The 25,165-nt window shown below is 66.5% G+C and carries 22 protein-coding genes and 1 pseudogene; 11 read left to right on the top strand and 12 right to left on the bottom strand.

All coding sequences use genetic code 11. From position 1 onward, the window contains the following. Positions 1-26: 26 nt before the first annotated feature. From ACQUSM_RS09700 to ACQUSM_RS09690, 3 genes are all read right to left on the bottom strand, one after another. Entirely contained in the window at positions 27-794 is a 768-nt protein-coding gene (locus ACQUSM_RS09700) for a Nif3-like dinuclear metal center hexameric protein (protein WP_435118082.1), read from the bottom strand. A gap of 69 nt (positions 795-863) precedes the next feature. After that, positions 864-2,240, bottom strand: coding sequence for an ATP-binding protein (locus ACQUSM_RS09695; RefSeq protein WP_435118081.1), 1,377 nt, complete (start codon positions 2,238-2,240; stop codon positions 864-866). 52 nt (positions 2,241-2,292) lie between these two features. Further along, entirely contained in the window at positions 2,293-4,086 is a 1,794-nt protein-coding gene (locus tag ACQUSM_RS09690) for a flippase activity-associated protein Agl23 (protein WP_435118080.1), read from the bottom strand. A gap of 109 nt (positions 4,087-4,195) precedes the next feature. Here ACQUSM_RS09690 and ACQUSM_RS09685 point away from each other — a divergent pair, with 109 nt between their 5' ends. Together ACQUSM_RS09685 and ACQUSM_RS09680 are read left to right on the top strand one after the other, a co-directional pair. Continuing rightward, positions 4,196-5,332, top strand: coding sequence for a thiolase family protein (locus tag ACQUSM_RS09685; RefSeq protein WP_435118079.1), 1,137 nt, complete (start codon positions 4,196-4,198; stop codon positions 5,330-5,332). Between the two features lie 521 nt (positions 5,333-5,853). After that, complete coding sequence (locus ACQUSM_RS09680) at positions 5,854-6,759, top strand: MBL fold metallo-hydrolase (RefSeq protein ID WP_435118078.1); 906 nt, start codon at positions 5,854-5,856, stop codon at positions 6,757-6,759. Positions 6,760-6,835: 76 nt separating this feature from the next. Here the strand turns inward: ACQUSM_RS09680 and ACQUSM_RS09675 are convergent, their stop codons facing one another. From ACQUSM_RS09675 to ACQUSM_RS09660, 4 genes are all read right to left on the bottom strand, one after another. Beyond that, positions 6,836-7,414 carry a hypothetical protein gene (locus ACQUSM_RS09675; RefSeq protein ID WP_435118077.1) on the bottom strand — a complete coding sequence of 193 codons (579 nt, stop codon included), beginning with the start codon at positions 7,412-7,414 and terminating at the stop codon, positions 6,836-6,838. Positions 7,415-7,451: 37 nt separating this feature from the next. Then, a complete protein-coding gene (locus ACQUSM_RS09670) occupies positions 7,452-7,982 on the bottom strand; it encodes a DUF1102 domain-containing protein (protein ID WP_435118076.1) in 531 nt (176 codons plus the stop codon). Positions 7,983-8,349: 367 nt separating this feature from the next. After that, a complete protein-coding gene (locus ACQUSM_RS09665) occupies positions 8,350-8,730 on the bottom strand; it encodes a PIN domain-containing protein (RefSeq protein WP_435118075.1) in 381 nt (126 codons plus the stop codon). Further along, complete coding sequence (locus ACQUSM_RS09660) at positions 8,727-8,966, bottom strand: hypothetical protein (protein WP_435118074.1); 240 nt, start codon at positions 8,964-8,966, stop codon at positions 8,727-8,729. The genes ACQUSM_RS09665 and ACQUSM_RS09660 overlap by 4 nt, the downstream gene beginning before the upstream one ends. Positions 8,967-9,083: 117 nt before the next feature. On the opposite strand from ACQUSM_RS09660, the gene ACQUSM_RS09655 reads away from it, so the two are divergent. From ACQUSM_RS09655 to serS, 4 genes are all read left to right on the top strand, one after another. Next, positions 9,084-11,057 carry an AMP-dependent synthetase/ligase gene (locus ACQUSM_RS09655; protein WP_435118073.1) on the top strand — a complete coding sequence of 658 codons (1,974 nt, stop codon included), beginning with the start codon at positions 9,084-9,086 and terminating at the stop codon, positions 11,055-11,057. A gap of 87 nt (positions 11,058-11,144) precedes the next feature. Next, on the top strand, positions 11,145-13,022 hold the full coding sequence (locus ACQUSM_RS09650) for a cation:proton antiporter domain-containing protein (RefSeq protein WP_435118072.1): 1,878 nt from the start codon (positions 11,145-11,147) through the stop codon (positions 13,020-13,022). A gap of 206 nt (positions 13,023-13,228) precedes the next feature. Beyond that, positions 13,229-13,621: a hypothetical protein gene (locus tag ACQUSM_RS09645; protein WP_435118071.1), complete on the top strand. Its 393-nt coding sequence runs from the start codon at positions 13,229-13,231 to the stop codon at positions 13,619-13,621. A gap of 592 nt (positions 13,622-14,213) precedes the next feature. Then, positions 14,214-15,590, top strand: a complete 1,377-nt coding sequence (gene serS / locus ACQUSM_RS09640; RefSeq protein WP_435118070.1) for a serine--tRNA ligase — start codon at positions 14,214-14,216, stop codon at positions 15,588-15,590. A gap of 3 nt (positions 15,591-15,593) precedes the next feature. On the opposite strand, the gene ACQUSM_RS09635 is transcribed toward serS, so the two are convergent. Continuing rightward, on the bottom strand, positions 15,594-15,941 hold the full coding sequence (locus ACQUSM_RS09635) for a nuclear transport factor 2 family protein (RefSeq protein WP_435118069.1): 348 nt from the start codon (positions 15,939-15,941) through the stop codon (positions 15,594-15,596). 77 nt (positions 15,942-16,018) lie between these two features. Here ACQUSM_RS09635 and ACQUSM_RS09630 point away from each other — a divergent pair, with 77 nt between their 5' ends. Continuing rightward, a complete protein-coding gene (locus ACQUSM_RS09630; protein WP_435118068.1) occupies positions 16,019-16,516 on the top strand; it encodes a DUF367 family protein in 498 nt (165 codons plus the stop codon). A gap of 485 nt (positions 16,517-17,001) precedes the next feature. Here the strand turns inward: ACQUSM_RS09630 and ACQUSM_RS09625 are convergent, their stop codons facing one another. Together ACQUSM_RS09625 and ACQUSM_RS09620 are read right to left on the bottom strand one after the other, a co-directional pair. Then, the gene (locus ACQUSM_RS09625; RefSeq protein WP_435118067.1) at positions 17,002-17,862 is read right to left on the bottom strand and encodes a hypothetical protein; all 861 of its coding nucleotides are present in this window, start codon (positions 17,860-17,862) and stop codon (positions 17,002-17,004) included. A gap of 269 nt (positions 17,863-18,131) precedes the next feature. Further along, positions 18,132-18,517: pseudogene (locus ACQUSM_RS09620) on the bottom strand (IS5/IS1182 family transposase); the annotation flags it as partial. A 98-nt stretch (positions 18,518-18,615) separates the two neighbouring features. Here ACQUSM_RS09620 and ACQUSM_RS09615 point away from each other — a divergent pair. From ACQUSM_RS09615 to ACQUSM_RS09600, 4 genes are all read left to right on the top strand, one after another. Next, positions 18,616-19,572 carry a hypothetical protein gene (locus tag ACQUSM_RS09615; RefSeq protein WP_435118066.1) on the top strand — a complete coding sequence of 319 codons (957 nt, stop codon included), beginning with the start codon at positions 18,616-18,618 and terminating at the stop codon, positions 19,570-19,572. Between the two features lie 416 nt (positions 19,573-19,988). Next, positions 19,989-20,999 (top strand): ABC transporter ATP-binding protein, encoded by a 1,011-nt coding sequence (locus ACQUSM_RS09610; RefSeq protein WP_435118065.1) that lies wholly within the window; start codon positions 19,989-19,991, stop codon positions 20,997-20,999. Beyond that, positions 20,996-21,766 (top strand): ABC transporter permease, encoded by a 771-nt coding sequence (locus tag ACQUSM_RS09605; protein ID WP_435118064.1) that lies wholly within the window; start codon positions 20,996-20,998, stop codon positions 21,764-21,766. Before ACQUSM_RS09610 ends, ACQUSM_RS09605 begins: the two co-directional genes overlap by 4 nt. A 48-nt stretch (positions 21,767-21,814) precedes the next feature. Beyond that, on the top strand, positions 21,815-22,984 hold the full coding sequence (locus ACQUSM_RS09600; protein ID WP_435118063.1) for a CBS domain-containing protein: 1,170 nt from the start codon (positions 21,815-21,817) through the stop codon (positions 22,982-22,984). A 1-nt stretch (position 22,985) separates the two neighbouring features. Here the strand turns inward: ACQUSM_RS09600 and ACQUSM_RS09595 are convergent, their stop codons facing one another. Then, complete coding sequence (locus ACQUSM_RS09595; RefSeq protein ID WP_435118062.1) at positions 22,986-23,336, bottom strand: P-II family nitrogen regulator; 351 nt, start codon at positions 23,334-23,336, stop codon at positions 22,986-22,988. Further along, a complete protein-coding gene (locus ACQUSM_RS09590) occupies positions 23,329-24,873 on the bottom strand; it encodes an ammonium transporter (protein WP_435118061.1) in 1,545 nt (514 codons plus the stop codon). The genes ACQUSM_RS09595 and ACQUSM_RS09590 overlap by 8 nt, the downstream gene beginning before the upstream one ends. Positions 24,874-25,165 lie beyond the last annotated feature (292 nt).

Here is a 25,165-nt window from a genome sequence, read left to right as displayed (position 1 = left end):
TCGACGCCGAACTCGCTGCCGCCGGCTCAGAGCCCGGTCGGGTGGTCGACGAACACCGTCTCCAGTCCCCACTCCTCGGCCAGCGCCTGCAGCGACCGCACGCCGAACGTCTCGGTCGCGTAGTGGCCCGCCAGCAGGACGTTGATCCCCGCCTCGCGGGCCTCGTGGTACAGCTTCCCCTTCCCTTCGCCGGTGATCAGCGCGTCGGCGTCCGCGTCGACGGCCTCGTCCAGCCAGTCGGCGCCGCTGCCGGTGAGCACCGCCACGCGTTCGACTTCCTCGGGGCCGAACCCGAGCGTCTGGACGCCCTCGCCGCCCGTGTCGAGCTCGTCGGCCAGCAGCTCCGAGAGCGCGCCGACGTCGATCGGCTCGGTTCGCTCGCCGAGCAGGCCGACCGTCTCGGGGCCCACCTCGCCGAACGGCTCCCGCGCGACGAGATCGAGCAGGTCCGCCACGCCGGCGGCGTTGCCGATCGTCGGGTGGCCGTCGAGCGGCAGGTGGGAGACGTACAGCGGGAGGTCGTTCCGGACCAGCGGCTCGATCCGATCGTACTCCCGGCCAGTCACGCGGTCCAGCCCACCCCAGACGAGCCCGTGGTGGGTGACCAGCGCGTCCGCGCCGGCGTCGATCGCGGCCTCGATCGTCGCGTCGGCGGCGTCGACGGCGAACGCGACGGTCTCGATTTCACCCTCCCGGCTGCCGATCTGCAGCCCGTTGGGGCTGGCGTCCACGTCGGCGTACGCGTCGGTGCGGAGCTCCTCGTCGAGCCTGTCGAAGAAGTCTGCGCGGTCCATGCCCGTGCCGTCGAGCGCGGACGGTTTGTACCCCGCGGCTCCGGACGCGAAGCGGGGCAGGTCGGCGCCTCAGTCGTGTGAGGCTTCCGTCTCGACTTCGTGCTCGTGTCCGTGAGCACCGTCGTGTGAGTGGTCGTGGTCGGACTCGGTGTCGCTCCCCGGCGAGCCCTCCCAGTTCTCGAAGTCGTCCATGTTCTTGAGGTTGTCCCGCTCCTCGAACCCCTTGACTGCGTCCATCACGTCCTCTTGGGTGAGTTCGCGGCGGCCCTCGGTCAGCGCCTGCAGCACCGCCTCCCGCAGCACCATCCGCAGGTCCGAGCCCGTGAGCCCCTCGGTCTCGTCGGCGACCGCCTCGGGGTCGAACTCCGCCATCTGCATGTCCTGCGTGACGATCCGGAGGATGTCCGCACGCATCTGCCGGTCGGGCTTGGGGAAGTTCACGACCTCGTCGAAGCGCCGCCACGCGGCGGCGTCGAGCTGGTCGGGGTGGTTCGTCGCGGCCACCGTGAGCACCTCGTCGCGGACCAGCGAGATGTCGTCGATGCTCTTCAGCAGCGTGTTGACCGCGCGCTTGAGCGCGGCGTGCTCGTCGGACTTCCGGGTCTTCGCGACGGAGTCGAACTCGTCGATGAAGAGGATACAGGGGGAGAGCCGCTTGGCGACCTCGAACGTCTTCTCGACGTTCTTGGCGGTCTCGCCGAGGTACTGGCTGGTGACCATCGACAGCTTCACCTCGACGAACGGGAGCCCGAGCTCGTGGGCCAGCCCGCGGGAGATGGTGGTCTTCCCGGTGCCGGGCGGGCCGACGAACAGGATCTTCCCGATCTCGCTCAGGCCGATGCTCGCGAGGTAGTCGCGGTTCTCGATCGCGGTGACGATCTTCTGGACCTCGTTGCTCTGGTCCTCGGTGAGGACGAGGTCGTCGAGCGTCGTCTCGATCTCCTCGGGCGCGAGGATGTGGACGAGGTCGAGCATCTCGGCGTCCTCCTCCTCGTCGAAGTACTCGTCGAGCAGCGAGTCGATCCAGACACGGTCGGCCTGAATGGGCTGGTTCTCCTCGCGGGCCTGCTCGCGGGTCACGTCCACGTCCGCCTCGTCGTCGTTCTCGGCGGCGTAGGCCAGCGTGGGGTTGGCCGCGAGCCGGTCCTCGTCGGCGTGGTCGAGATACCACTCCAGCGCCATCTCCGGCTGGGTCAGCGAGATCTCGCCGGAGAACTCGGTGCGCTGGGTGAAGAGGAGATCCGAGACGGCGTCCCAGGGGTGATCGACGCTGGTGGCGGTTCGCGCGCGGTCCTGCGTGACTGCCAGCGGACGCTCGATTGACCCGTCGGACCAGAACACCTGCCGGTACCGCGGCGGGAGATCGTCCTCGTCCAGTTCTTCCGCCTCGGTGTAGGTATGTGCGGTCAACAGGAACTCTACGACGTCGACTGCAGGGTCGCTCATCCCGATACCGTTGCCGGGCCAATCGGTTAAGCGCGTCGGACCCCAGCCCCGTTCAGGAGTGAACAGATCTGTCCGCCGCCCCGTCGCCGAGCCGCGACTCGTCGACGAACACGACGACCGCCTGCTCGTGGTAGAGCCCGAGCTCGTAGCGCGTCCGCTCGTACCCTCGTTGGTCGAGCACCGACGCCGCGCCGTCGGCTTCCGGGGGCGCGGCGAACACGACCGGGGGGATCGACTCGCGCTCGCGCAGCGCCGCCGGGTCGCGGGCGTACGACGACTCCGCACCCGCCCGCTCGACGTACCACGCCATCGGCAGGCGGTTCAGCCACCAGCCCAGCCACTGCTCCCCCGCCGTCGGCGGGTCGTCGTCGATCGTCTCGTTCGGGAGGTAGTACGCCTCGCCGTAGAACAGTACGCCGCCGTCGTCTGCCGAATCGTCGACGGCCGCCCCCATCGACGAGAGGTCGTCGGGCGGCTGGGCCGACTGTGCGAGCACGTTCACGTACAGCGGCGGCGTGATCGAGCTCGCGGCGACGACCAGCGGTACCTGCACCGCCGAGAGCACGACCAGCGCCGCCAGCGCGTACCGGGCGTAGCGCCGACGCGTCCCCGCGTCCGGGAGCGTGTCGGCGTCGGGGAGATCGACGGCCCACGCCCGTTCCCGAACGATCGCGATCCACCCCACGGCGGCGGGGACGAACAGCGGGAACGCGATGTGGAGGGAGATCCACGGCGCGGGGATGTCCGTCGCCAGCGGGTAGCCGAGCATCGCGGCGACGCCCCACGCGAAAAGCGGGACGACCAGCGGTCGCGACGGCGAGCGGAGCTCCCGGACGAACGCGACGCCCGCGCCGACGACGACCGGGAGCGCGCCGACCAGCAGGTAGCCCAGCAGCTTGCCGGCGTAGATCGGGTAGGAGTGCCCTCGACTGCTGGCCCAGAAGCTGGAGGCGAACGTCTCCCACGTCCCCACGGTCGCGCGTTCGATCAGCGCGAGCCAGCCGGCCTCGCCCGCGAGTGCGGCGCTCAGCGTGGGGTCGCCCGCGGGACCGCGCGGCGCGAGGAAGAACACGACCGGGACGAGCGCGACCAGCAGCGCCAGCGGCGCGGCGGGGAGGTGCCGGGCGAGCGCGGCGCGAGCACGACCGATCGCGCTCCGGAGCGCCGCCGTCGCCGCGGTTTTCGGCTCGCTCTCGTCGTGCCACGGCAGCAGCGGGACCACGGCGGGCCAGCAGATCGCGACCGCCGCGGTGCCGAGAGCGCAGGCCGCGTACAGCAGGACGTTCTCCTTCGTCGGGATCGCGAGCCCGACGAACAGCCCCGAAGCGAGCACGTGGCGTCGACGCCCGGTCGCGAGCGCCCGGACCGCAAAGCCCAGCGCGAACAGCGCGAACACCGCCAGCGGCACGTCCGAGCGCATGAACCGCGAGTAGTAGACGAGGCTGGGCGTGACCGCGAGCAGCGCCGCGAGCGCGACGGTTTCCGCGTCGTCGAGGCCGACATCGAGCGCGCTGGAGGCGGAGGTGGCGGTCCGGCGGAACAGCAGCGCCGCAAGGGGCGCGAGCCCGCCAAGAACCGCGACCGGAAGGCGGGCCGCGAACGCCGTCGGGCCGAGCAGTTCGAACAGTGGCGCGACCGTGATAGGGACGAACGGGCCGTGGATCACCGGGCGGTAGGCGAAGCCGGCGCCGCGGACGTACCGCAGCGTCCAGTAGGCGACGCGGGCCTCGTCCCAGTGCATCGTCCGGGCGCCGAGGGCGACCAGTCGGAGGAGGAGGGCCAGCGCCGTCAGCGCCAGCACGGCCGCGACCGGGCGACGGCGCGCCCAGCGAGCGGGGCGGAACACGTCCGGAACGGTCCGGCCCGGGCTGTAAGTACTTTCTCCGTCGGGAACTCTCGACCACGCACGCCGCGTTCGGTCGGATTTATCCCCGTGCCGCTCCCAACCCCGAGGTATGTCGACACCTGTCGTCGTACACGCTCGACGGACCCCGCAGGGGAAAGAGGACGGCGTCTTCGCCGACACCCGGAGCGAGGACCTCTCGGTGCCGCTGATCGAGGACGCGCTGGAAACGACCGGCGTCGCCCCGGAGCAGGTCGAGGACCTGATGTGGGGCGTCGCCCAGCAGCGCGGCGAGCAGGACAACAACGTCGCCCGCGTCATCTCGCTGCTCTCGCCGCTGGGCGAGGGGACGCCGGCGACGACGATCAACCGCTGGTGTGCGTCGTCGATGCAGGCGATCATCTCCGCCTCGGACGCGATCGCCGCGGGCAACCGCGACTGCATCATCGCCGGCGGCGTCGAGAACATGAGCCGCGTGCCGATGGACGGCGACTCCTACGAGCACCTCCACCCGGCGCTCTCCGAGCAGTACAACGTGTTCCAGCTCCAGATGGGGATGACCGCCGAGAAGGTCGCCGAGGAGTACGACGTGAGCCGCGAGGCACAGGACGAGTACGCCGCCCGCAGCCAGCAGCGCGCGGTCGAGGCCACGGAGTCGGGCCGCTTCGACGACGAGATCCTCCCGATCGAGACCGACGAGGGCGTCGTCGAGGAGGACGAGGGGCTCCGCCCCGGCACGACCGCGGAGAAGCTGTCGGGCCTCCCGCCGGCGTTTACCGGCGACGGGACGGTGACCGCGGGCAACTCCAGTCAGATCTCCGACGGGGCGTCGCTGGTGATGGTGACTTCGGAGGCGTTCGCCGAGGAGCACGGGCTCGATATCGTCGCCGAGATCGGCACGAACGAGGTCGCCGGCGTCGATCCGACGGTGATGGGGATCGGCCCCGTGCCCGCGACGAAGGGACTGCTGGAGCGTGCGGGGACGGAGATCGAGGATTACGACCTCGTGGAACTGAACGAGGCGTTCGCCTCCCAGTGTGTGTACGCCCAGGAGGAGCTGGGGATCGACGACGACCAGTTCAACGTGAATGGTGGGGCCATTGCGATCGGTCACCCGCTCGGGGCCAGTGGGGCGCGGCTGCCGGTGACGCTGCTGCACGAGATGGAGAAGCGCGGCGATAGTCGGGGGCTGGCGACGCTCTGTGTCGGCTTCGGGCAGGGTGCGGCGATCGAGTTCCTGATGGACTGAGGCTGATACTGCGGTTTTCGGTTGTGTGTGAGCGCTTTCTTTGTTGGGGGTAGTTTGACCGCGAACAGCAACAGCAGCTCGTTCGTAGACCACTTGCGACCGCACCGCCACGCACAGCCCACATTGCTCGCGGCTCACTCCGTTCGCCGCTCGCTATCGAGGCGGTTTGCCTCGCCTACGGCGAGTTTTCCCGCCTCGCTTCCTCCCCAGCCGACTCGCTCCCGTTGGTCGCTCGTCCACGGAGGGACTCGCGCTTCGCGCCGACAGCCGCAGCGGTGCGGTGGCGGTGGACGCCTCGCGAGCGCCAACGTGGCGCTCGCGGGGGGGAGGGGTGGGGATTCGGTGCTGTGCCGAGCCTCGTGCTCGGCACTCTGCGGTCACAAGTGGTCAGCAATCGAGCTGCTGTTGCGGTCGCTGTTCCGGTAGTCAACAATCGAACAGCTATCGCGGTTACTGTACCAGCCACCACCCATCGAGAAGTCACCAGAATCGTTTTCTCCCGCCCCACCGGCCACCAACGTATGGCCATCGGCGACGTTCAGGCAGTCTCAGGCACCGAGAACGTCCACTACGTCGACACCGGGATGTACGACACCCCGCAGTACGGCTCCGTCTACGTCATCGACGGCGAGCGTACCGCCGTCGTCGACTCCGGCACCGGCGGCGACTACGAGCAGATCGCCGGCGCGCTCGACGAACTCGGTATCGACGCGCTGGACGCCGTCGTCCTCACCCACGTGCACCTCGACCACGCCGGCGGCGCCGGCCGGCTGCTGGAGGACCACCCCGGCGCGCAGGCGTACGTCCACGAACGCGGCGCGCGCCACCTGATCGACCCCGATCGCCTCGTCGCCGGCACCAAGGACGCCGTCGGCGAGCAGTGGCAGTACTACGCCGAACCGGTGCCGATCCCCGAGGACCGCCTCACCCGACTCGCGGACGGCGACGCGGTGGATCTCGGCGACCGGACGCTCACTGCCCACGAGGCGCCGGGCCACGCCCCCCACCAGCACGTGTTCCACGACGCCGACGCGGGGATCGTCTTCACCGGCGACGCCGCGGGGATCTACGTCCCCGAGGTGGACACGATCCGGGAAACCACGCCGCCGCCGCAGTTCGGTCTGGATCAGGCCCGCCGAGACGTGTCGACGATCGCGGATCTGGAGCCGGAGATCCTCGCGTTCGCGCACTTCGGCCCGCGCGGGTACGACGCGGAGCAGTTGCAGGGGTACAAGCGCACGCTGATGGAGTGGGTCGAGGCCGTGCGGCGGAAGCGGGCTGAGCTTGGTGATGACGAGGCGGTGATCGAACACTTCGTGGACCACGCCGACGAGATGGCCGGCGGCGAGGTGTGGGGCGAGGAGAAGGCCGAGGCGGAAGCGCGGCTGAACACCCGGGGAGTGCTGGCGTATCTGGAGCAGCAGTAGTCCCTCAGAACTCGCCGTCGAGCGAGCAACGCGGCCCGCCGAGGGGGTCGACGGCACCGCGTGCTACCGTGGTTCGTCAGTCGCCGCCGGTAGCGACCGCGTTGATCGTCAGATCGATATCGTACGCCTCGTCCCGAATGGGGACTCCGTGCGTGTCGATCTCTAACCCGCAGACGAGCGGGCCCGATCCGACGCCGAGTTGTGAGGACGGACTGCTCTCGGTGAGCAGATCACCCGTGTCGACGTTGTACATCGTGACCGACGGCACCCCGTCGGTCGTCTCTTGGGTACTGTACACCTCTACCGGCCGAGTCCCTTGGTTCCGAACGGCGAACAAGCCGGTTTCGTCGTGGGCAGCATCCCCGCCGAAGCGGTAAACCGAGTCCGTACCGAGGCCCTCCGGGTCCGTCGACTCCCCGGTCGGATAGTCCCCCTCGTCGTCGCCGGGAATACTGAACTCCAGAGTGCCACTGTCGATCTCGGAGCGTTCACCGCCGCCACGCTCGTTCAGCCTGAGAAACGCGTAGGCGTCGTCGGCGACGCCGATGGAGACGCTTCGCTCGACGTTGGCGAAGTTGAACGCACCGGAGCCGACGACGAAGCTACTCGCACCTGCAACCCCTGCGAGTCCGGTTAGGAGACGACGCCGTTTCATGGTTTATGGATGGATAGCTCCGTTCGGAGCGACGGAGTTAGTTCCCCGCGGACGCGTCAGCCACCACGTTGATCTGGGTGGGCAGGTCGGCCGCAGAGTTGTTCCGAGTCAGGACGACGAGGTTGACGTACACCTTCTCGCCCGGATCCAGTGCGTACGGGTTCCCGTTGCCCTCGATGGAGTTGTCGAAGTCGGGCTGGTCGTCGTTCGGAACACCGGACCACGAAACAGTATCGGCGCCGTTGCTGTCGTCGTCGTCGTTGATCCAGACGCCGACCGACTGGTTGCCCTGGTTCTCGATGCTGAAGACACCAGTGAACGAGTAGTCCGAGTCCTCGTTGATACCGGACCCGCCCGCAGCGGTTTCGAAGTCGAAGCCGAGAGTGTTCCCGTTGTTGTTCGTGTACTCGCTTTCGCTTTCGAGTGCCAGGAACGCGCTGTCGTCCCCGGCAGTGGCGATCGTCATGTCCCGTTCCACGTTCGCGAAGTTGAACGCGCCCGTACCAATGCCCGCCGCGCCAGCAGCGGTCAGCGATCCCAGACCAGCGATGAACTTTCGTCGTTGCATTGTCGTTTGACCTCGTTCGCGTCCCGAGCTTGCCTCGGGAACGCTTCATCCACCACATACCCCCCTTTGTAAGTAGTATTGACTCGGCTGACACGATTCAGGGGAGACCAGTTAGATATCCTGAATTTCTCCGACCAGCCCTGAGAACCGATCCCGAACCCACAGACCCCCTCTGACCGCGCCTCAAGCCGGCCTTGAGACACCCTCCAAAACCGGTTCCCTCTGGCGTTTCGACCGTTCACCCCTCGATCCGGAAACAACGCCGAGAAACGGAACTCGCGTGGCCGAACCGCCGTCAACGACAGACTGTGCGATCAGGATGTCGAACGAAGCGGCACTACTTACGGAACTAACGGCGCCGACGCAGTCAGTACGTCTCGACGTCGACGCCCAGTGCTTCGAAATCTTCGGGGTTCCCCGTCAACACGGGTTCGTCGTACACTTTCGCCGTCGCACCGATGTAGCAGTCGCCCCAGTCGACGCCCTCGGACTGATGGCGAGCGTAGAGTCGTCCCGCGATCCGAGCGATACGTTCGTCGACGCCGACGGTCGGGTAGCCGTTCAGCGCGTTCTCGACCTGCCGGCGCTCGGCGACGCCGGCCACTTCGACGCCGTAGAACAGTTCGAAGTGAACCTGTACCGGGACCCGGCGCACGACGCCCGCCTCGAACAGCTCGACGCCCTTCCGGAACGCGTCCGGGTCACCCCGACGAGTCAGATCGAGGAAGTAGGAGGTGTCGTAGATCACGCCTCCTCCTCGAACGCTTCCCGCGCGCGCTGGAGGCGATCGGACTCCTCGTCCAGCATCTCGTCGATCTCCGCCTCGACGGCGTCGGCGTCCTCGGGGGAGAGCATCTCCCGCGTCTCCGACGGGTGCGGGCGGTCGAAGTACCGTGCGATGGTCTCGGCCATCGTCTCGTCCTCCCGTTTGGCGGACTTGATCTCCTCGTGGAGCGCCTCGGGGATCCTGACCGTCTTCGACATCGTGTGTACGTCGTATACGCACCTCGCGCACTTTACTGTTCGCCCCACAACACAACCCCAAGCAACACCCCCGTCGTGTACGGAGCTTTATGGTCGTTCCCCGCCCATCCCGACGTTATGGACATTCGCGACGCCGAACGGGGGTTCGACCACCCCGTCATCGACGACGACACGCTGCCGGCGATGTTCGAGGCCAGCGCCGAGCGCAACGCCAGTGAGGTGGCCCAGCGCTACAAAGGAGGGATCTACGACCGCTCGCTGGTCGCCGAGGGCGTGATCCCCGAGGCGCCGTCGGGCGACTACGCCGAACTTCGCTACGAACAGACCCGCGAGATCGTGCGCCACCTCGCCGCCGGGTTCCGCGATCTCGGCGTCGAGGCCGGCGACCGCGTGGGGATCTTCGCCGACACGCGGATGGAGTGGGCCCAGGCCGACTTCGGCGTGCTCGCCGCCGGCGGCGTGGTGAACACCGTCTACAGCGGCTCCTCGGAGCACCAGACCGAGTACCTGCTCGGCGACGCCGGCTCGGAGGGCGTGGTCGTCGAGAACGGCGACCTGCTGCACAGGGTGCTGAACGTCGAGGACGAACTCGACCTCTCCTTCATCGTCGTGATGGACGAGCCCGCCGACGGTAGCGGCGCCGCGGCGGCGGTGCGGGACCGCGACGACGTGCTCACGCTGGGCCAGCTCCACGACCGCGGCGCCGACGCGTTCGACGAGGACGCTTACGAGGGCTGGCTCGACGAGCGCGACGGCGACGACCTCGCGAGCCTCGTGTACACCTCCGGCACCACCGGCCAGCCGAAGGGCGTGGAGCTCACCCACTGGAACTTCCGGTCGAACGTGAACCAGTGCTACCGGCGGTTCGGCCCCCGCCCCGACCGCGACCCCGAGATGCCGACGACCGACACCGACACCGTTGCGCTATCCTTCCTCCCGCTCGCCCACGTGTTCGAGCGACTGTCGGGCCACTTCCTCATGTTCGCGGCCGGAGCGACCATCGCCTACGCCGAGAGCCCGGACACGCTGCGGGAGGACTTCAAGCTGGTCGAGCCGACGACGTTCACCAGCGTCCCGCGCGTGTACGAGAAGCTGTACGCCGCCGTCCGCGAGCAGGCCAGCGAGTCGCCGGTCAAACAGCGCATCTTCGAGTGGGCCGTCGACGTGGCCCGGAAGTACGAGCGCACCGAGAACCCCGGCACCCTGCTCTCGCTGAAACACGACATCGGCGACAAGCTGGTCTACTCAAGCGTCCGCGAGGCGCTGGGGGACAACGTCGACTTCTTCGTCTCGGGCGGCGGCAGCCTCTCGGAGGATCTCTGCCGGCTGTTCCACGGGATGGGCATCCCGATCCTGGAGGGGTACGGCCTCACGGAGACCGCGCCCGTGCTCAGCGTCAACCCCATCGAGGACCCCAAACCCGGCACGATCGGCCCGCCGGTCGTCGACGTGGAGACGAAGCTCGACGAGTCCATCGGCGTGATGGGCGACGACATCGCGGGCGACACCGGCGAACTGCTCGTCCGCGGGCCGAACGTCACCGACGGCTACTGGGAGAAACCCGACGCGACCGACGAGGCGTTCGACGACGCCGACGACGGCGGCGACCCGTGGTTCCGGACCGGCGACGTGGTCGAGATCCGCCCCGACGGCTACATCGCGTTCCGCGAGCGGGCGAAACAGCTGCTGAAGCTCTCGACGGGGAAGATGGTGCCGCCGGGGCCGATCGAGGACGCGTTCGCCGACAACGAGCTGATCGAGCAGGCGATGGTCGTCGGCGACGCCCGGAAGTTCGTCGGCGCGCTGATCGTCCCCGCGTTCGACGCCGTCCGCGCGTGGGGCGAGCGCGAGGGGCTGGACCTCCCCGCGGACGACGACGAGCTCTGTCACGACGACCGCGTCCGCGACCGGATCCAGCGGGAGATCGAAGCGATCAACGAGGGGTTCGAGAGCCACGAGCAGATCAAGCAGTTCCGGCTGGTGCCCGAGGAGTTCACCCCCGAGAACGACCTGCTGACCCCGACGATGAAGAAGAAACGACGAAAGATTCTCGACCGCTGGAGCGACGAGGTCGAGGACCTCTACGAGTGACTGGCCGCGGTAGTCAGCCTTAAGCCGCCCCCACCGGACAGTTTCCGTGTGAGGGCGAACGGATCAGCGACAGCCGAGGTGCCGTAGATGGCCGGGAACGAGGCAGCCGTGCTGATCGCGGTCGTCGCCGGGATCGTCGGCATCGGCGTGATCGCACAGGTGCTCTCGGACCGCTTCCGGGTGCCGAGCATCGTCTTCCTGATCGCGGCGGGGATCCTGCTCGGCCCGGAAGTGACCGGACTGCTCAACCCCGAGGAGTTCGGGACCGCCGCGCTGTCGGCCATCGTCGGGCTCTCGGTCGCCATCATCGTCTTCGAGGGCGCGTTCCACCTCCGGATCGAGGAGATCCGCGAGGCGCCGAAGACGGCGTTCCGACTCGTCACCGTCGGCGCCGTGATCGCGCTGGTCGGGACGGGCGTGGCGGTCCACTACCTGCTCGGAGTCGGCTGGCTCGTCGCGTTCCTCGTCGGCTCGCTGCTCGTCGCGACCGGACCGACGGTCATCGCGCCGATCCTCGACGTGGTTCCGGTCCGGGACCGCGTCGGCGTCGCGCTCGACACCGAGGGGATCGTCAACGACGTGACCGCCGCGATCACCGCGGTCGTCATCTTCGAGATCATCACCACCGGCGCCTCGGGGCCGAGCGCGCTCGTGACCCTGTTCGCCGAGCGACTCGGCTACGGGCTGCTCGTCGGGATCGGGATCGCCGCGCTGCTGTACTACATGCTGCAGTACGTCGACCTCTCGCCCGGGAACGCCCCCCGGAACGCACGGCTGCTGGTGCTCGCGGGCGCGCTCGTCGCCTACGCGGCCGCGAACTACCTCGCCAGCGAGGCCGGCGTCGCCGCCGTCGCCGTCGCGGGCATCCTGCTCGGCAACGCGGACGTCCCCTACGAGGAGGAGATCTCGGCGTTCAAAGGCGACGTGACGCTGATCGTGCTCTCGTTCGTGTTCATCACGCTGGCGGCGCTGTTGGAGTTCGAGGTGCTGCTCGATCTCGGGCTGGCCGGGATCGCCGTCGTCGCCGTCGTCGCGCTGGTGCTCCGGCCGCTGCTGGTGTTCGTCTCCAGCGCGGGCGACCGGATCACCACGGAAGAGAAGCTGTTCATGAGCTTCGTCGGCCCGCGCGGGATCATCCCGGCGTCGGTGGCGACGCTGTTCGCCATCGAGCTCCGGAGCGAGGCGATCGGGATGCCCGAGGCGGCCGACGTGCTCGTCGGCACCGTCTTCCTGACTATCCTGCTGACCGTGCTGTTCGAGGCGGGGCTCGCCCGCCGGATCGCGGAGAAACTCAACGTCATACCCATGCGAGTCATCATCGTCGGGGGCGGGTCGGTCGGGCGCGAGCTCGCGACCCGCCTCGAAGACAGAGGCGAGAACGTCGTCATCGTGGAGAACAACCAGGAACGCATCCAGAAAGTCCGCGACGCCGGGTTCACGGCCCACCACGGCGACGGCACCGACACGGACGTGCTCCGATCGGCCGGCGCGGACAACGCCAAGATCATCGTCGCCGCGACCGGCGACGACGACGCGAACCTGCTGATCTCCCAGCTCTCCCAGTCGAAGTTCTCGCCGGAACGCGTGATCGCGCGAACGAACAACCCCGAGAACGTCGACGCCTTCGAGGAGCTGGGCGTTCGCACCATCTCCTCGGCGATGGCCACCGCACAGGCCATGGACAACTACATCGAGCGCCCGGCGCTCGCGAACTGGATGCAGGGGATCGGCGAGTCCGGCGACGTGCAGGAGATCGAGGTCACCGCGGATCCGCTGATCGGCGAGTCGATCCGCGACCTCGGCCCGCAGCTCCCCGAGGGCTGTCTGATCGGGCTGGTCTGCCGCGGGGAGGAGTCGTTCGTCCCCGAGGCCGACTTCACGCTCGAGCGCGGCGACCGCGTGACGTTCATCGGCCGGAAGGAGTCGGTCCGCGAGGCGATGAAGTGGGCCCACCCCGAGGAGTAGCGAGGCGGGAAAACTCCCCTTCGTGGAGGCAAACCGCCTCGGAGTACGAACGGCGAGGCCGGCAAACGTCGCGAACGGAGTGAGCGACGGGAACCGGCCGCGAAAACGAGCGTGGAGGAACGACCCGCGAGCCGCGGTCGCCGTAACTCTCCGCGCCGCCGACCGATACCGACGACGGTTTCTCTCCCGAACCCCGACGGTCGGTGATGGCGCTCTCACGCCGTGCGTTCCTGCCCCTCCCGGTCGTCGTCGCGCTCGCCGGCTGTACGTCGCTCACCAACGACGAGGTCGAACTGGCCATCGAGAACCGCAGCGGCGGCGCCCGGGACGTGACCGCGACGGTGACGCCCGTCGCCGAGTACGACGGCAGTGACCCGCCCGAGCCGGACTTCGAGGGGACGGTTCCGCCCGGCTCCCGGCAGTTGGTCCCCGACGTGGCCCCTTCCCCCGACGCTGGTGAGAAACCGATCCCCACCCGGGTGCACATCGTCACCGGTCCGTACGAGGACGTGCAGGAGGTGGCAGTGACCGGAACGGGGACGATCGACGTGCGGATCACGCGGAACGGGCTGGAGATGTTCTTCGCGGCGCAGGACTGATTCGGGGTTTTGTTCGGTAGTTCTGGAGGAACCGCACAGCCCACACTGCTCGCGGCTCACTCCGTTCGCCGTTGCCGGCGGCTCTGCCGCCGGCTGCCAGCGGGACCGAAGGTCCCGCCTCGCTCGCTTCGAGGCGGTTGCCACGCCTTCGGCGAGTTTTTCCCGCCTCACTTCTCCCCAGCCGACTCGTTCGCTCCTTTCAGTCGCTTACTCGCCCCTCGCGCTCGGTTCGAACACGGAGGCGTCGTGCGGGCGACTCACGCGTCGCCCGCACTGCCAGCGAGACCTTCGGTCTCGCCCTGCTCACGCTTCTCGCCAACCGCGGCCGCGGTGCGGTGGCGGTGGACGCCTCGCGAGCGCCAGCGGTCGGCGCTCGCGGGGGGAGGGGTGGGGACTCGGCGCTGTGCCGGGCCTCGTGCCCGGCACCCTGCGGTCGCAAGAGGTCCGCGAACGAGCTGCTGTTGCTGTGGCGGTCGCCGATGGTCCCAGTATCGTTTCCGTCGCACTTACCACCCCAACAGCCGACGCCCACGACTGCCACTGATTCCCATCGACCCGACACGGTTTTCCCGAATCACCGAGAAGCCCGCCCATGATCAGCCGACAGACGCTCCGCGAGGAGCCAGAGCGCGTCCGGGACGCGCTCGACGCGAAGGGCGTCGACGACGTGGACCTCGACGAGATCCTCGAAATCTACGACGAGTGGCGCGACCTGAAAGCCGAGGGCGACGACCTCCGCCACGAGCGCAACGAGGTCAGCCGAAAGATCGGCGAGCTCAAACGCGAAGGCGAGGAGGAGGAAGCCCAGGAGGCCATCGACCGCTCGAGCGAGCTCAAGGAACGCCTCGACGAAGTGGAGGACCGCGCCGACGAGCTCGAAGCGGAACTCGAGGAGCGCATGATGCGGATTCCGATGCTCCCGGACGACGACGTGCCCCGCGGGGCAGACGAGAGCGAGAACGTCGAACGCCGGCGCGAGGGGTTCGACGACCTGCGCGACCTGCCCGAGGAGGTCACCCCTCACTACGATCTCGGCGAGGAACTGGACATCCTCGACTTCGAGCGCGGCGCGAAAGTCAGCGGCGGCGGCTACTACTTCGCGAAGGGCGAGGGCGCCCGCCTCGAACACGCCCTGATCCAGTTCTTCCTCGAAACCCACCGGGAGCAGGGGTACACCGACGTGTTCCCGCCGATCCCGGTGAACAGCCGGTCGATGGAGGGCACCGGCCAGTTCCCGAAGTTCACCGAGGACGCCTACCGACTGGAGGGGAGCCACGACGAGCCGTACGACGACGACGACCTCTGGCTGCTCCCGACCGCCGAGGTGCCCGTCACGAACCTCCATCGCGACGAGATCCTGCTCGACGACGACCTGCCGCTGAAGTACCAAGCGTACTCGCCGAACTTCCGGCAGGAGGCCGGCGAGCACGGCACGGAAACGCGCGGGATCGTGCGCGTCCACCAGTTCAACAAGGTCGAACTGGTCAATTTCGTCCGGCCGGAGGAGAGCGACGAGCGCTTCGAGGGGCTGGTGGCGGAGGCCGAGTCGGTGCTGCAGGAACTGGGGCTGCCCTACCGCATCCTCGAGATGTGTACGGGCGACCTCGGCTTCACGCAGGCCAAGAAGTACGACATCGAGGTCTGGGCGCCCGGCGACGACATGGACGAGGGGCCCGAGCAGGGCGGTCGCTGGCTCGAAGTCTCGTCGGTGTCGAACTTCCGGGAGTTCCAGGCCCGGCGGGCGGGGATCCAGTACCGGCCCGAGCAGCACGAGTCGGCGGAGTACCTCCACACGCTCAACGGCTCGGGCGTCGCCGTCCCGCGCGTGCTGGTGGCGATCCTCGAGTACTACCAGAACGACGACGGCACGGTCGACGTGCCCGAACCGCTCCAGCCGTACATGGGTGGCCAGGAACTCATCGAGGGGCAGGAGCCCGTGGGTGAGAGCGCAGTGGGAGACGGGAACTGAGCGCTATTTGGTGAACGTCCGCAGATCGACGATCGCCCCGTCCTCGACGGTGAACAGGTCGACGAACGCGAACAGTTCCTTGCCGTCCTCGGCGAACAGCCGGCCGTGCGCCGCGACCTCCCGTCCGCGGGCGTCGTCGTCGGTTTTGGGCAGGAACAGCGTGTCTACCGCGTGGACGGTGTCGGTTCGGGGTCGTTCGTTCATCATGAACTCGACGAACCGTTCACGCCCCTCGATCGTCCGGTCCGGGCGGTCGTGCCGGAAATCCGGGGCGAGCACCGCCGCGAGCCCGTCGGCGTCCATCGCGTCGATGGCCTCGTAGTAGCGCTCCACCGGATCGGTGTGGCTCATACCCCACGTCGGGCCAGCGGGGCCAAGAAGGCGCGGGTCTCCGGGGGGCATTTGTCGCTCGGGCGCCGAGGATCGGTGTGGACCTGCACGTCCGGTACGAGGGTGACGACGACCCCGAGAAGTGTACCGCCCGGAAGCTCGCGCGGTTCGACCTCGCCGAACTCCACCGCTCGGACCGCGCGACGCCGTACGGTGTGGTGCTCAACCCCCACGCCGACCGAGCGCTCTCGCCAGCCGACCGCGAGGCCGCCGAGCACGCACTGGTCGCCCTCGACTGCTCGTGGGAGTCCGCCGGCGAGAAGCAGTTCACCATCGACGGCGACCACCGCGCGCTGCCGTACCTCGTCGCCGCCAACCCCGTGAACTTCGGGAAACCGATGCAGCTCACGACCGTCGAGGCGTTCGCCGGCGCGCTCGTGATTCTGGGCGAGAACGACCACGCCGAGCGAATCCTCTCGAAGTTCACCTGGGGCGAGACGTTCCTCGAACTCAACGAGGAGCCGCTCAGGCGCTACTCGGAGTGTGACGGCTCCTCGGAGGTGGTCGAGATTCAGCAGGAGTATTTGGATCGATGAACCGCAGAGAGCGATATCGAATCCGTTCCAGAGATTCGGCGTTTGGATCTCTACAAACCAGTTCAGGTAAGCCAGCAGTGGTTGTTGCTTCCAGATCGAAAAACCCCGCCCCGACGACGCAGGCACGACCAGCGGCAGCGCGCAACGGCCGCGGCCGTAGCGACTCGGACTTTCGAGTGGTACTCCCAAGGATTATCCGAACACTACCCCGAATCGGGAAGAAAATTTAAAGTAGAGTTTAATTGCCGGACCGGGCCGACCGCTCAGCAAGGATTGTCCGGAAGAACGAGAGCCCTATTGCGATCAACAGTAGGCTTCCGACAAGCTGAATCAGGGAGACGAGTGATTCAAACCCTTCGGTGGTAATGACGGTGCCACTCCACCAAGGGAGCGATACCATCACGCACACAACAATCATCAGCAGTATCCTGTTTTTGTATTTCATGCTTAGGGTGATCTACTGAAATGTGGTCTGCCGCGTTTACTCAGTACGCATAGCAGTCTCCCGCTGGGAAGACGTAGGTGTCCGGCGGTGAAAAGACTCCGGGGTAGGTAACACACAGTCCCAGAGAGTTGATCTCACAGTCGGTGTTAAGTAAGTCCTCGAGGGACTCGGCAAGCCCACAGCTCCCGGTCAGTACTGTCCCTACGGCAACTGTTCCGACAGCAGTTGAACCCGGCTCGGGGATCAACATCAGGATCCCTCCTGCAATAGTTGTAATCCCAGCGAGAACCCCACAGACGGCGCCGTTTGCGGCGTAGGTGCCGCTAACCATACAGTTCCATGGCCAGTCTTCAGATGATATAGAAGCCTGCAAAGCCCGCCTACGCTGTAACTCAGTAACCTCGACAACTTCCTCACTCGATTCGCCCAGAACTTCGTTAGAGTCCTTCAAACCGTCGTCATCCCCTTTCCCTACCGTTCGAGGAGTACACCGATACCCTGTTCCCTCGATAGTCGCCTCCGCGGTAACAGTTCGACCCACATCGGTAGGCGTTACCTCGCTATCGTACAGCCTCAGTTGGAGACTTCCACTACGAGATCCGTCCGAACTCTCGAGCGAAGCGTCGACCAGGACATGCTCGGGGAACTCGTTGGCACTTAGTCGATGACCCGATAGAGAGCCCATCTCTATCTCGTAATCTTTCTCCTCGAGAAAACTTCTCATCTTCTCCCCCGACTCTACCGAGGTAGCCTGTTTGAGAGTTCGCTTCGTCTGGGCGGCGGTTAGCTGTTCAGAGCGGAGCCCGGAAACGTCCGGACTATGATTTGCTTCGTCGCCTGCAGTAGCGAGTCCCGAAAGGGATCCAACTGCAACCGTGGACACGCCGATCTGTTTCAACACACCTCTTCTATTTAAGTTACTCTCGTCCGATATTACAAATAATACACTACATCCTAATAAAATAAATTTTGGGGTGGTGTTACAAAGCGGTGTTCAGATAAGCCAGCTGTAGTTGTTGCTCCCAGCTCGAAAGCCCCGCCCGTCCGACCCGGCCCCGACGACGCAATCACGTGACCAGCGGGAGCGCGCACAGCGAGCCCCGCGACCGCAGCGACTCGGGGCTTTCGAGTACCCGGAGCTATTGACTTATCTGAACACTACCGCTTGGTGATGCGGTCTTCGACCCTGGACTCGATGTCTTTCAGGTCGTCAATGTTTCGCGGATTGTACGGAGCGACTGGCACGGCCTCCAGCGGACTGCCGGAGGTCGTGCCAGTCGAGGACGTCGTACAGCCGAAGCCGTAGTAGTACTCGTCGGTTGTTGGATCGTCGTTCCACGAGGGAGCGTCGTTGTATCGGATCGCTTCGACATCGGTCGAATCAACCGCGTACGTTGAGTCGAGCCTGTCGACGTCATCGTCAGTAGCGTGCTCTCGGTCCGTGAGAAGGCGATCACCCGTGTCTCTACATGGCGGTTTATTGAGTCCGCAGTAGTACCAGACAAGCCGTTCTGAAGTTCTCGTGCAACTTGGCGTGGGCCGTCAATCTCGTTCCAAACCCTGCAGCCTCGCTTGGGCGTTCTATGCCTCTTTCTTATCGCTTAACTAAGTCGTGGGAAAAATAGATAATGGATTAGTACATGGTATCATTCGAATGAAAACGAACGTAGTTGATTACCTCCATCAGCCGGAATACACCGGTGAAAACAGATGTGAACCGTGTACGGTGCTGAATCTGATTATTGCTGCGTTGCTTGGCTCTATCGTCGCGCGCAAATCAAAGCTCGGAGGAGTACTCACAGTGGTGATCTCTGTCGGTTTGATTTATCTACGGGGGTATCTCGTTCCAGGAACTCCCACCCTGACAAAGCGGTATCTCCCACCGAGCGTCCTTCGCTGGTTCGGTAAAAACCCCGAGCCAGAGATAGCAAGCGGGTTTGGTGATACTGCGATAGCAGACTCCTCTTCAGTAGATGCTCCGGATCCATCAAACGATGAGCAGGCAACTGCATCGAACGGTTCACCCAGTCGAAACGGAACGGGTGCTGAAGATGCTGGCTCATCCAAGGCTACGGAGCCAACCGAGGGGAGTGATTTGGAAACCTACTTCCTAAAACACGGCATTTTAGAGCCCTGTTCGAATACGGATGACCTCTGTCTCACCGAGCCGTTCGAGACGGCCTGGTTCGACGAAATTGAACCACTGCGAGACGCCGAGATTCACACGTCTGAGGTCGTCAAGGCCTTTGGAGTTGAAGACGATGCGAACCAGTTTGAGTTGGTTACCCGTGACGAGGCACGTCTTCTGCGATCCGAATCGACGCAGATCGGTCAGTGGCCCTCCCGCCAAGCGCTCGTCGCGGATATCGCCGCCAGCCGTGTCCTTCAGTCGTGGATATCCGATTGGAATTCGTATGATTCTCAGCACAAGGGACAGCTCCTCAATAGCCTGCGGATGTTTCTCGAAACGTGTCCAACAACAGGCGGAGACATTCAGACCGGGGAGGAGGTAGTCGAATCCTGCTGTAGCTCACACAAGGTCATCGCGGTCACCTGTGAAGAAACAGAGGAGCGGCTCTTTGAACACCGTCTAGCCAACGTTGAAACCTGACTAGAACGTATTGACAGGGTAGATTTCAGCAGTATCGGGCTGTCAGACGCTGTTTCGGCTTCCTAGCTACCACCAACCGAAACAGCGTCTGACCCCTCGGCGCTGCTGGAACTTACGTCGCGCCGTTCTAAGGGATCGATTAATGAGGGGAGCTACGCCCTTGCCTTCCGTACTACCGAATTGCGTCGCAGCTGCTTTTCGGAAAGACTTCTGAGAGCGATGAATGCGCCGAAGAAGCCTGCTACGGCCGCGAGCGTTCCGAGGCCGCGACTTTAATTACGGGGTCGGGTAACCGTATTCGATCGCCGGCTGATTGTCACTCGTTTGGAGGTGATCCATGTTCGAAAAGTTTGGTTCGACTGCCCACCCGTGTCGGCAGCTACTTCCCTGTTGAACGTTTATTCAACCGCGTTCACATGGCGGCGATAGATGTCGACGGGCTCACCAAGCGCTTCGGGGAGACCGTCGCGGTGGACGACCTCTCGTTCACCGTCGATGAGGGGGAACTGTTCGGCCTGCTCGGCCCCAACGGCGCGGGCAAGTCGACGCTGATCAACATGCTCGTCACGCTGCTCGGACCCACCGAGGGGACGGCGACGGTCGACGGCCACGATATCGTCGACGACACCGCGGCGGTCCGCAACAGCATCGGGATCGTGTTCCAGGAGCAGGCGCTCGACGAGGAGCTCACCGGCGAGGAGAACCTCGCCTTCCACTCCCGGCTGTACGGCCAGTCCGCGGCCGAGCGCGAGGAGCGTATCGACGAGATCCTCGACCTCGTGGGGCTCGACGCGGAGCGCGACGATCCGGTCGGCACGTACTCCGGCGGCATGAAGCGCCGGCTGGAGATCGGCCGCGGGCTGCTCCACGAGCCCGCGGTGCTGTTCCTCGACGAGCCGACGACCGGACTCGACGCCCGGACGCGGCGGGACTCCTGGGAGTACATCCGCCGGCTCAACGAGGAGGCCGGCGTCTCGGTCGTGCTGACGACCCACTACATCGAGGAGGCCGAACAGCTCTGTGACCGCGTCGCAGTCGTCGACGACGGCGAGATCGCGGCGATCGACGCCCCCGACGCGCTCACCGAATCCATCGGCGGCGACGTGGTCAGCCTCGAACTCGACGGCTCGACGGACGCGCTCGGAACCCGGCTCGCGGCACAGTCGTGGGTCTCGGCGTTCTCGGCCACCGACGCCGGCCTCCGCATCACCGTCGACCACGGCCGGCAGCGCATCGCGGACCTCGTCCGCCTCGCCGACGACGCCGGCGTCCCGGTCACCGCCGTCGACGTGCGCGAGCCCAACCTCGAGACCGCGTTCCTCTCGCTGACCGGCGCGACGATGGCCGAACGCGAGGCCGACGAGGCCGACGGCCCGGCGTCGGACGACGCCGAGGCAGTCGTCGGCGCCGCCGGGGGTGACCGATGAGGCGGATCGGCCCGCTGGCGATCTACGCGCTCTGGCTCCGGGACGTGAAGCGGTTCGCCCGCACCCCCTCGCGGATAATCGGCTCGATCGCGATGCCGCTGCTGTTTCTGGTCTTCCTCGGCTTCGGCTTCAGCGGCGCGGCGATCCCCGGCCTCCCGGAGGGCGTCGACTACCTCCAGTACCTCGTCCCCGGGATGGTGGGGTTCACGATGCTGTTCGGCGCCTCCTTCGCCGGCATGTCGATTCTCGCGGATCAGGAGGTCGGGTTCCTGAAGGAGATCCTCGTCGCGCCCGTCAGCCGCACGTCGATCGTGCTCGGGCGGATCGCCGGCGGCTCGACGACCGCGCTGGCGCAGGCGGCGCTGATCCTCCTGCTGTCGATCCCGCTGGGGTTCGAGATCCGGAGCCTGCTCTCGCTCCCGCTGGCGGTCGTCGTCCTCCTGCTGATCGCGACCACGTTCGTCGGCTTCGGCGTCGCGCTGGCGTCGCAGTTCAGCGACAGCGAGGGGTTCGGGCTGGTCGTGCAGTTCGTGATCTTCCCGATCTTCTTCCTCTCGGGCGCGATCTACCCGGTCGGGAGCCTGCCCGCCCCCGTGAGCACGCTCGCGCTCGCGAACCCGCTGACCTACGGCGTCGACGGGCTTCGCGCCGTGCTGGTGGGCAGTTCGCGGTTCCCGCTCGCGCTCGATCTCGGCGCGCTCGTCGTTTCGTCGATCCTGACCGTCGCGATCGGCACGTACCTGTTCGAGCGCGTCGAGGCCGTGTAGGGGTGGGGTGACCAGTCGTTTTACCTGCGGTCGCGCAGTACGTTCACCATGGCGAGCTTCCAGATCGGGCGAATCTACGGGATCCCGATCAAGATCGACGTGACGTTCCTGCTGGTGCTCCCGCTGTTCGCGTGGGTGATCGGCTCGCAGGTCGGTTTCTGGGTCGAGATTCTGGGGATCCTCCCGTCGCCGGTGCCCGGAACGGCGCCGTTGACCGAGGGTAACACGCCCTGGATACTGGGCGCGGCGTCGGCGATCGGCCTGTTCGTGGGCGTGCTGTTGCACGAACTGGGCCACTCGCTGGTCGCGATGCGCTACGGGTTCGAGATCGACTCGATCAAGCTCTGGCTGCTCGGCGGCGTCGCCCAGTTCACCGAGATGCCGGAGGACTGGAAACAGGAGTTCTCGGTCGCCGTCGCGGGGCCGATCGTCAGCGTCGCGGTCGGCGTGGTCTCCTACGCCGCGTTCGTTTCGACGCCCGGCAGTCTCCCGGCGGTCCAGTTCGTGTTCGGCTACCTCGCGCTGGTGAACGTCATGCTCGCGGCGTTCAACATGCTGCCGGGGTTCCCGATGGACGGCGGGCGCGTCCTGCGGGCGCTGCTCGCACGGAACCGCTCGCACGTCCGCGCGACCCAGATCGCGGCGACGGTCGGCAAGGGGTTCGCGATCCTGCTCGGCTTCGTCGGCCTGCTGGGTTTCGACCTGATCCTCGTCGCGGTCGCCTTCTTCATCTACATGGGCGCTTCGAGCGAGGCCCAGCGAACGGTCCTGAAGGCGGCGTTCGAGGGCGTCACCGTCCGGGAGATCATGACGCCGGCCGAGGAGCTGCAGACCGTCGACGAGGAGACGACCGTCGCCGAACTCATCGGGCGCATGCTCCGGGAGCGCCACGTCGGCTACCCCGTGTTGCGAAACGGGGAGTTCGTCGGGATGGTGACGCTCGAAGACACGAAGTCGGTTTCGGAGGTCGAACGCGACGCCTACCTCGTCGAGGACGTGATGAACTACGACGTTCCGACCCTCGACCCCGACAGCGAACTGATGGACGCGCTCGACGCCTTGCAGTCCCACCGCACGGGCCGGCTCCCCGTCGCCGACGAGGACGGCAACCTCGTCGGCCTGCTCTCCCAGACCGACCTCGTGATGGCGTTCAACATCTCCCAGACCAGCGGCGGGCTGGCGGGGCTGGGCGGGCAGGAGCTCCCCCGACAGCCGTAGGTTACACCGCCTCGGGACCCTCCTTTCCGGTCCGGATCTGTACCGCGTGACTGACCGGGAGCACGAACACCTTTCCGTCGCCCTTCTCGCCGGTGTGGGCGGCGTCGCGGATCGCCTCGACCACGTCGGTCGTGGGAACGTCCGCGACCACGCACTCGATCTTGGCTTTCTCGTGGAGGTCGACGGTGTACTCCTCGCCGCGCCACTGCTCGGTTTTCGCGGGCTGGGACCCCCGACCGGAGACCTCCGTCACCGTCAGCGAAGGGGCGCCGACTTCTGCCAGCGCCGCCTTCACGTCGCCGACTTTCTCCCGGCGGACGATCGCCATCACCATCTCCACGTCGTCACTCATCGGCCTCACCTCCGTCCGTCTCGTCGACCGCTGGCGGCGTCGTCCCGCAGTCGATGGTCGGCGACGCCGTCCCGCTGCCGTCTGCCGAGTCGTCACGGTCGGGGATCGGCTCCCCCATCGGGACGCCGGTCGGGACGCCGCCGTCGGTTTCGACGCGCCCGGCCTCGTCCTCGGTCGGCGGCCTGCCGCCGTCGGCCCCGTCGGTCGGCGGTACCGTTCTACCGCCGTCGGCGCTCACCGTCGGCTCGGGCGCGCCGTCGCCGGTGAACTCGGGGTAGACCGAGACGCCGTGTTCGCCCTCGTCGAGCCCGAGCTCCTCCTCTTCCTCGCTCACGCGCAGGCCGAACAGCGCGTCGGCGATCGTGAACGCGGCCGCGGTGCCGACCACCGCCCAGAGCGCGATGATCGCACAGCCGACGATCTGCATGATCAACTGATTCACGCCGAGGAACGACCAGGAGCCGCCCTGTACGCCGAAGACCGGGATCAGGATCGTCCCGAGCGCGCCCGCGGCGCCGTGGACCGGGAAGACGCCACACACGTCGTCGATACCGAGCTCGTCGACGACGAAGCGGTACGTCGGCAGCACGATCGCGCCGCCGAGCCCGCCGAGGATCAGCCCGCCCCACCACGTCACGTGGGGGACCGCGCCGGTGACCGCGACCAGTCCCGCCAGCAGGCCGTTGGCGGTCCAGAGCGGGTCGGGCTTCCCCTGTCGGCGGGCGGACATCGCCATCGCCGCCAGCGCGCCCGCGCCCATCCCGAGCGTGGTGTTCAGCGCGACGCGGCCCAGCTGGGCACCCAGCAGCTCGTTGCTGCTGTTGAAGATCGCCGACGTGCCGACGTTGAAGCCGTACCAGCCGAACGCGAGGATCAGCGTCCCCAGCACTGCCAGTAGCATCGAGTGGCCGGGGATCGGCTGGCTGTTGCCGTGCTCGTCGAAGCGACCCGTGCGCGGGCCGACCATGTACGCGCCGGTCAGCCCGGCGAGCCCGCCGAGCATGTGGACGACCGTCGCGCCGGCGAAGTCGAGGTAGCCGACGCCGAGCAGGTCGGCGACGAAGCCGGGGTTGTCGCCCGCCGCGAGCAGGCCGCCGTCCCACGTCAGCCCCGTCGCGACCGGGTAGATCACCGCGGTCATCGCCGCGGCGACGAACACGTACGCCTTGAACGACATCCGCTCGGCGACCGCCCCGGAGACGATCGTCGCCGCGGTCATCGCGAACACCGCGCCGACGAGCCAGCCGATCCACTGCCCCGAGTCCGAGACGTACGCGAACGCGGCCCCGACGTCGAGCGGGGAGGTGCTCGTCAGCGCGGCGACGACCACCGAGAGCCCGAAGCCGACGAGGAAGTACGCCAGCACGCCCAGCGTCCAGTCGGTCATGTTCTTCATCAGCACGTTCCCCGCGTTCTTCGCGCGGACCTGTCCGGCTTCGAGCAGCGCGAACCCCGGCTGCATGAAGAAGATGAGGAACGCGACCACGAGCGCCCAGACCGTGTTGATCCCCTCCGCGACGGCCGGTTCGACGGGCATCAGTGGTCACCCCCAATCGAACCACGGTTCTCGCTCGTCGATAGCGTACGGAATCCGGATTTGACCCCACATACGTTGGAGTCGATGGATAAAACTGTAACGTTCGTCGGTTCCATGTGCAGTCGAACCTCTGCGATCCGTGGTACGTAATACCTCGCTTCCAAATCAAAATTTACTGAGCGAAATAAAGTCAATTCGTAAAGAAATAACCGCATATCGGGAACAATACAGGTGATAATTCGTTATAGATTGGTCGTTCGAACTCTCGGGCCTTTTCGAACCGCGTGGGATC

The organism is Halolamina sp. C58, assembly GCF_051195095.1.
Lineage (GTDB): Archaea > Halobacteriota > Halobacteria > Halobacteriales > Haloferacaceae > Halolamina.
This window is presented reverse-complemented; position numbering and strand designations above follow the sequence as displayed.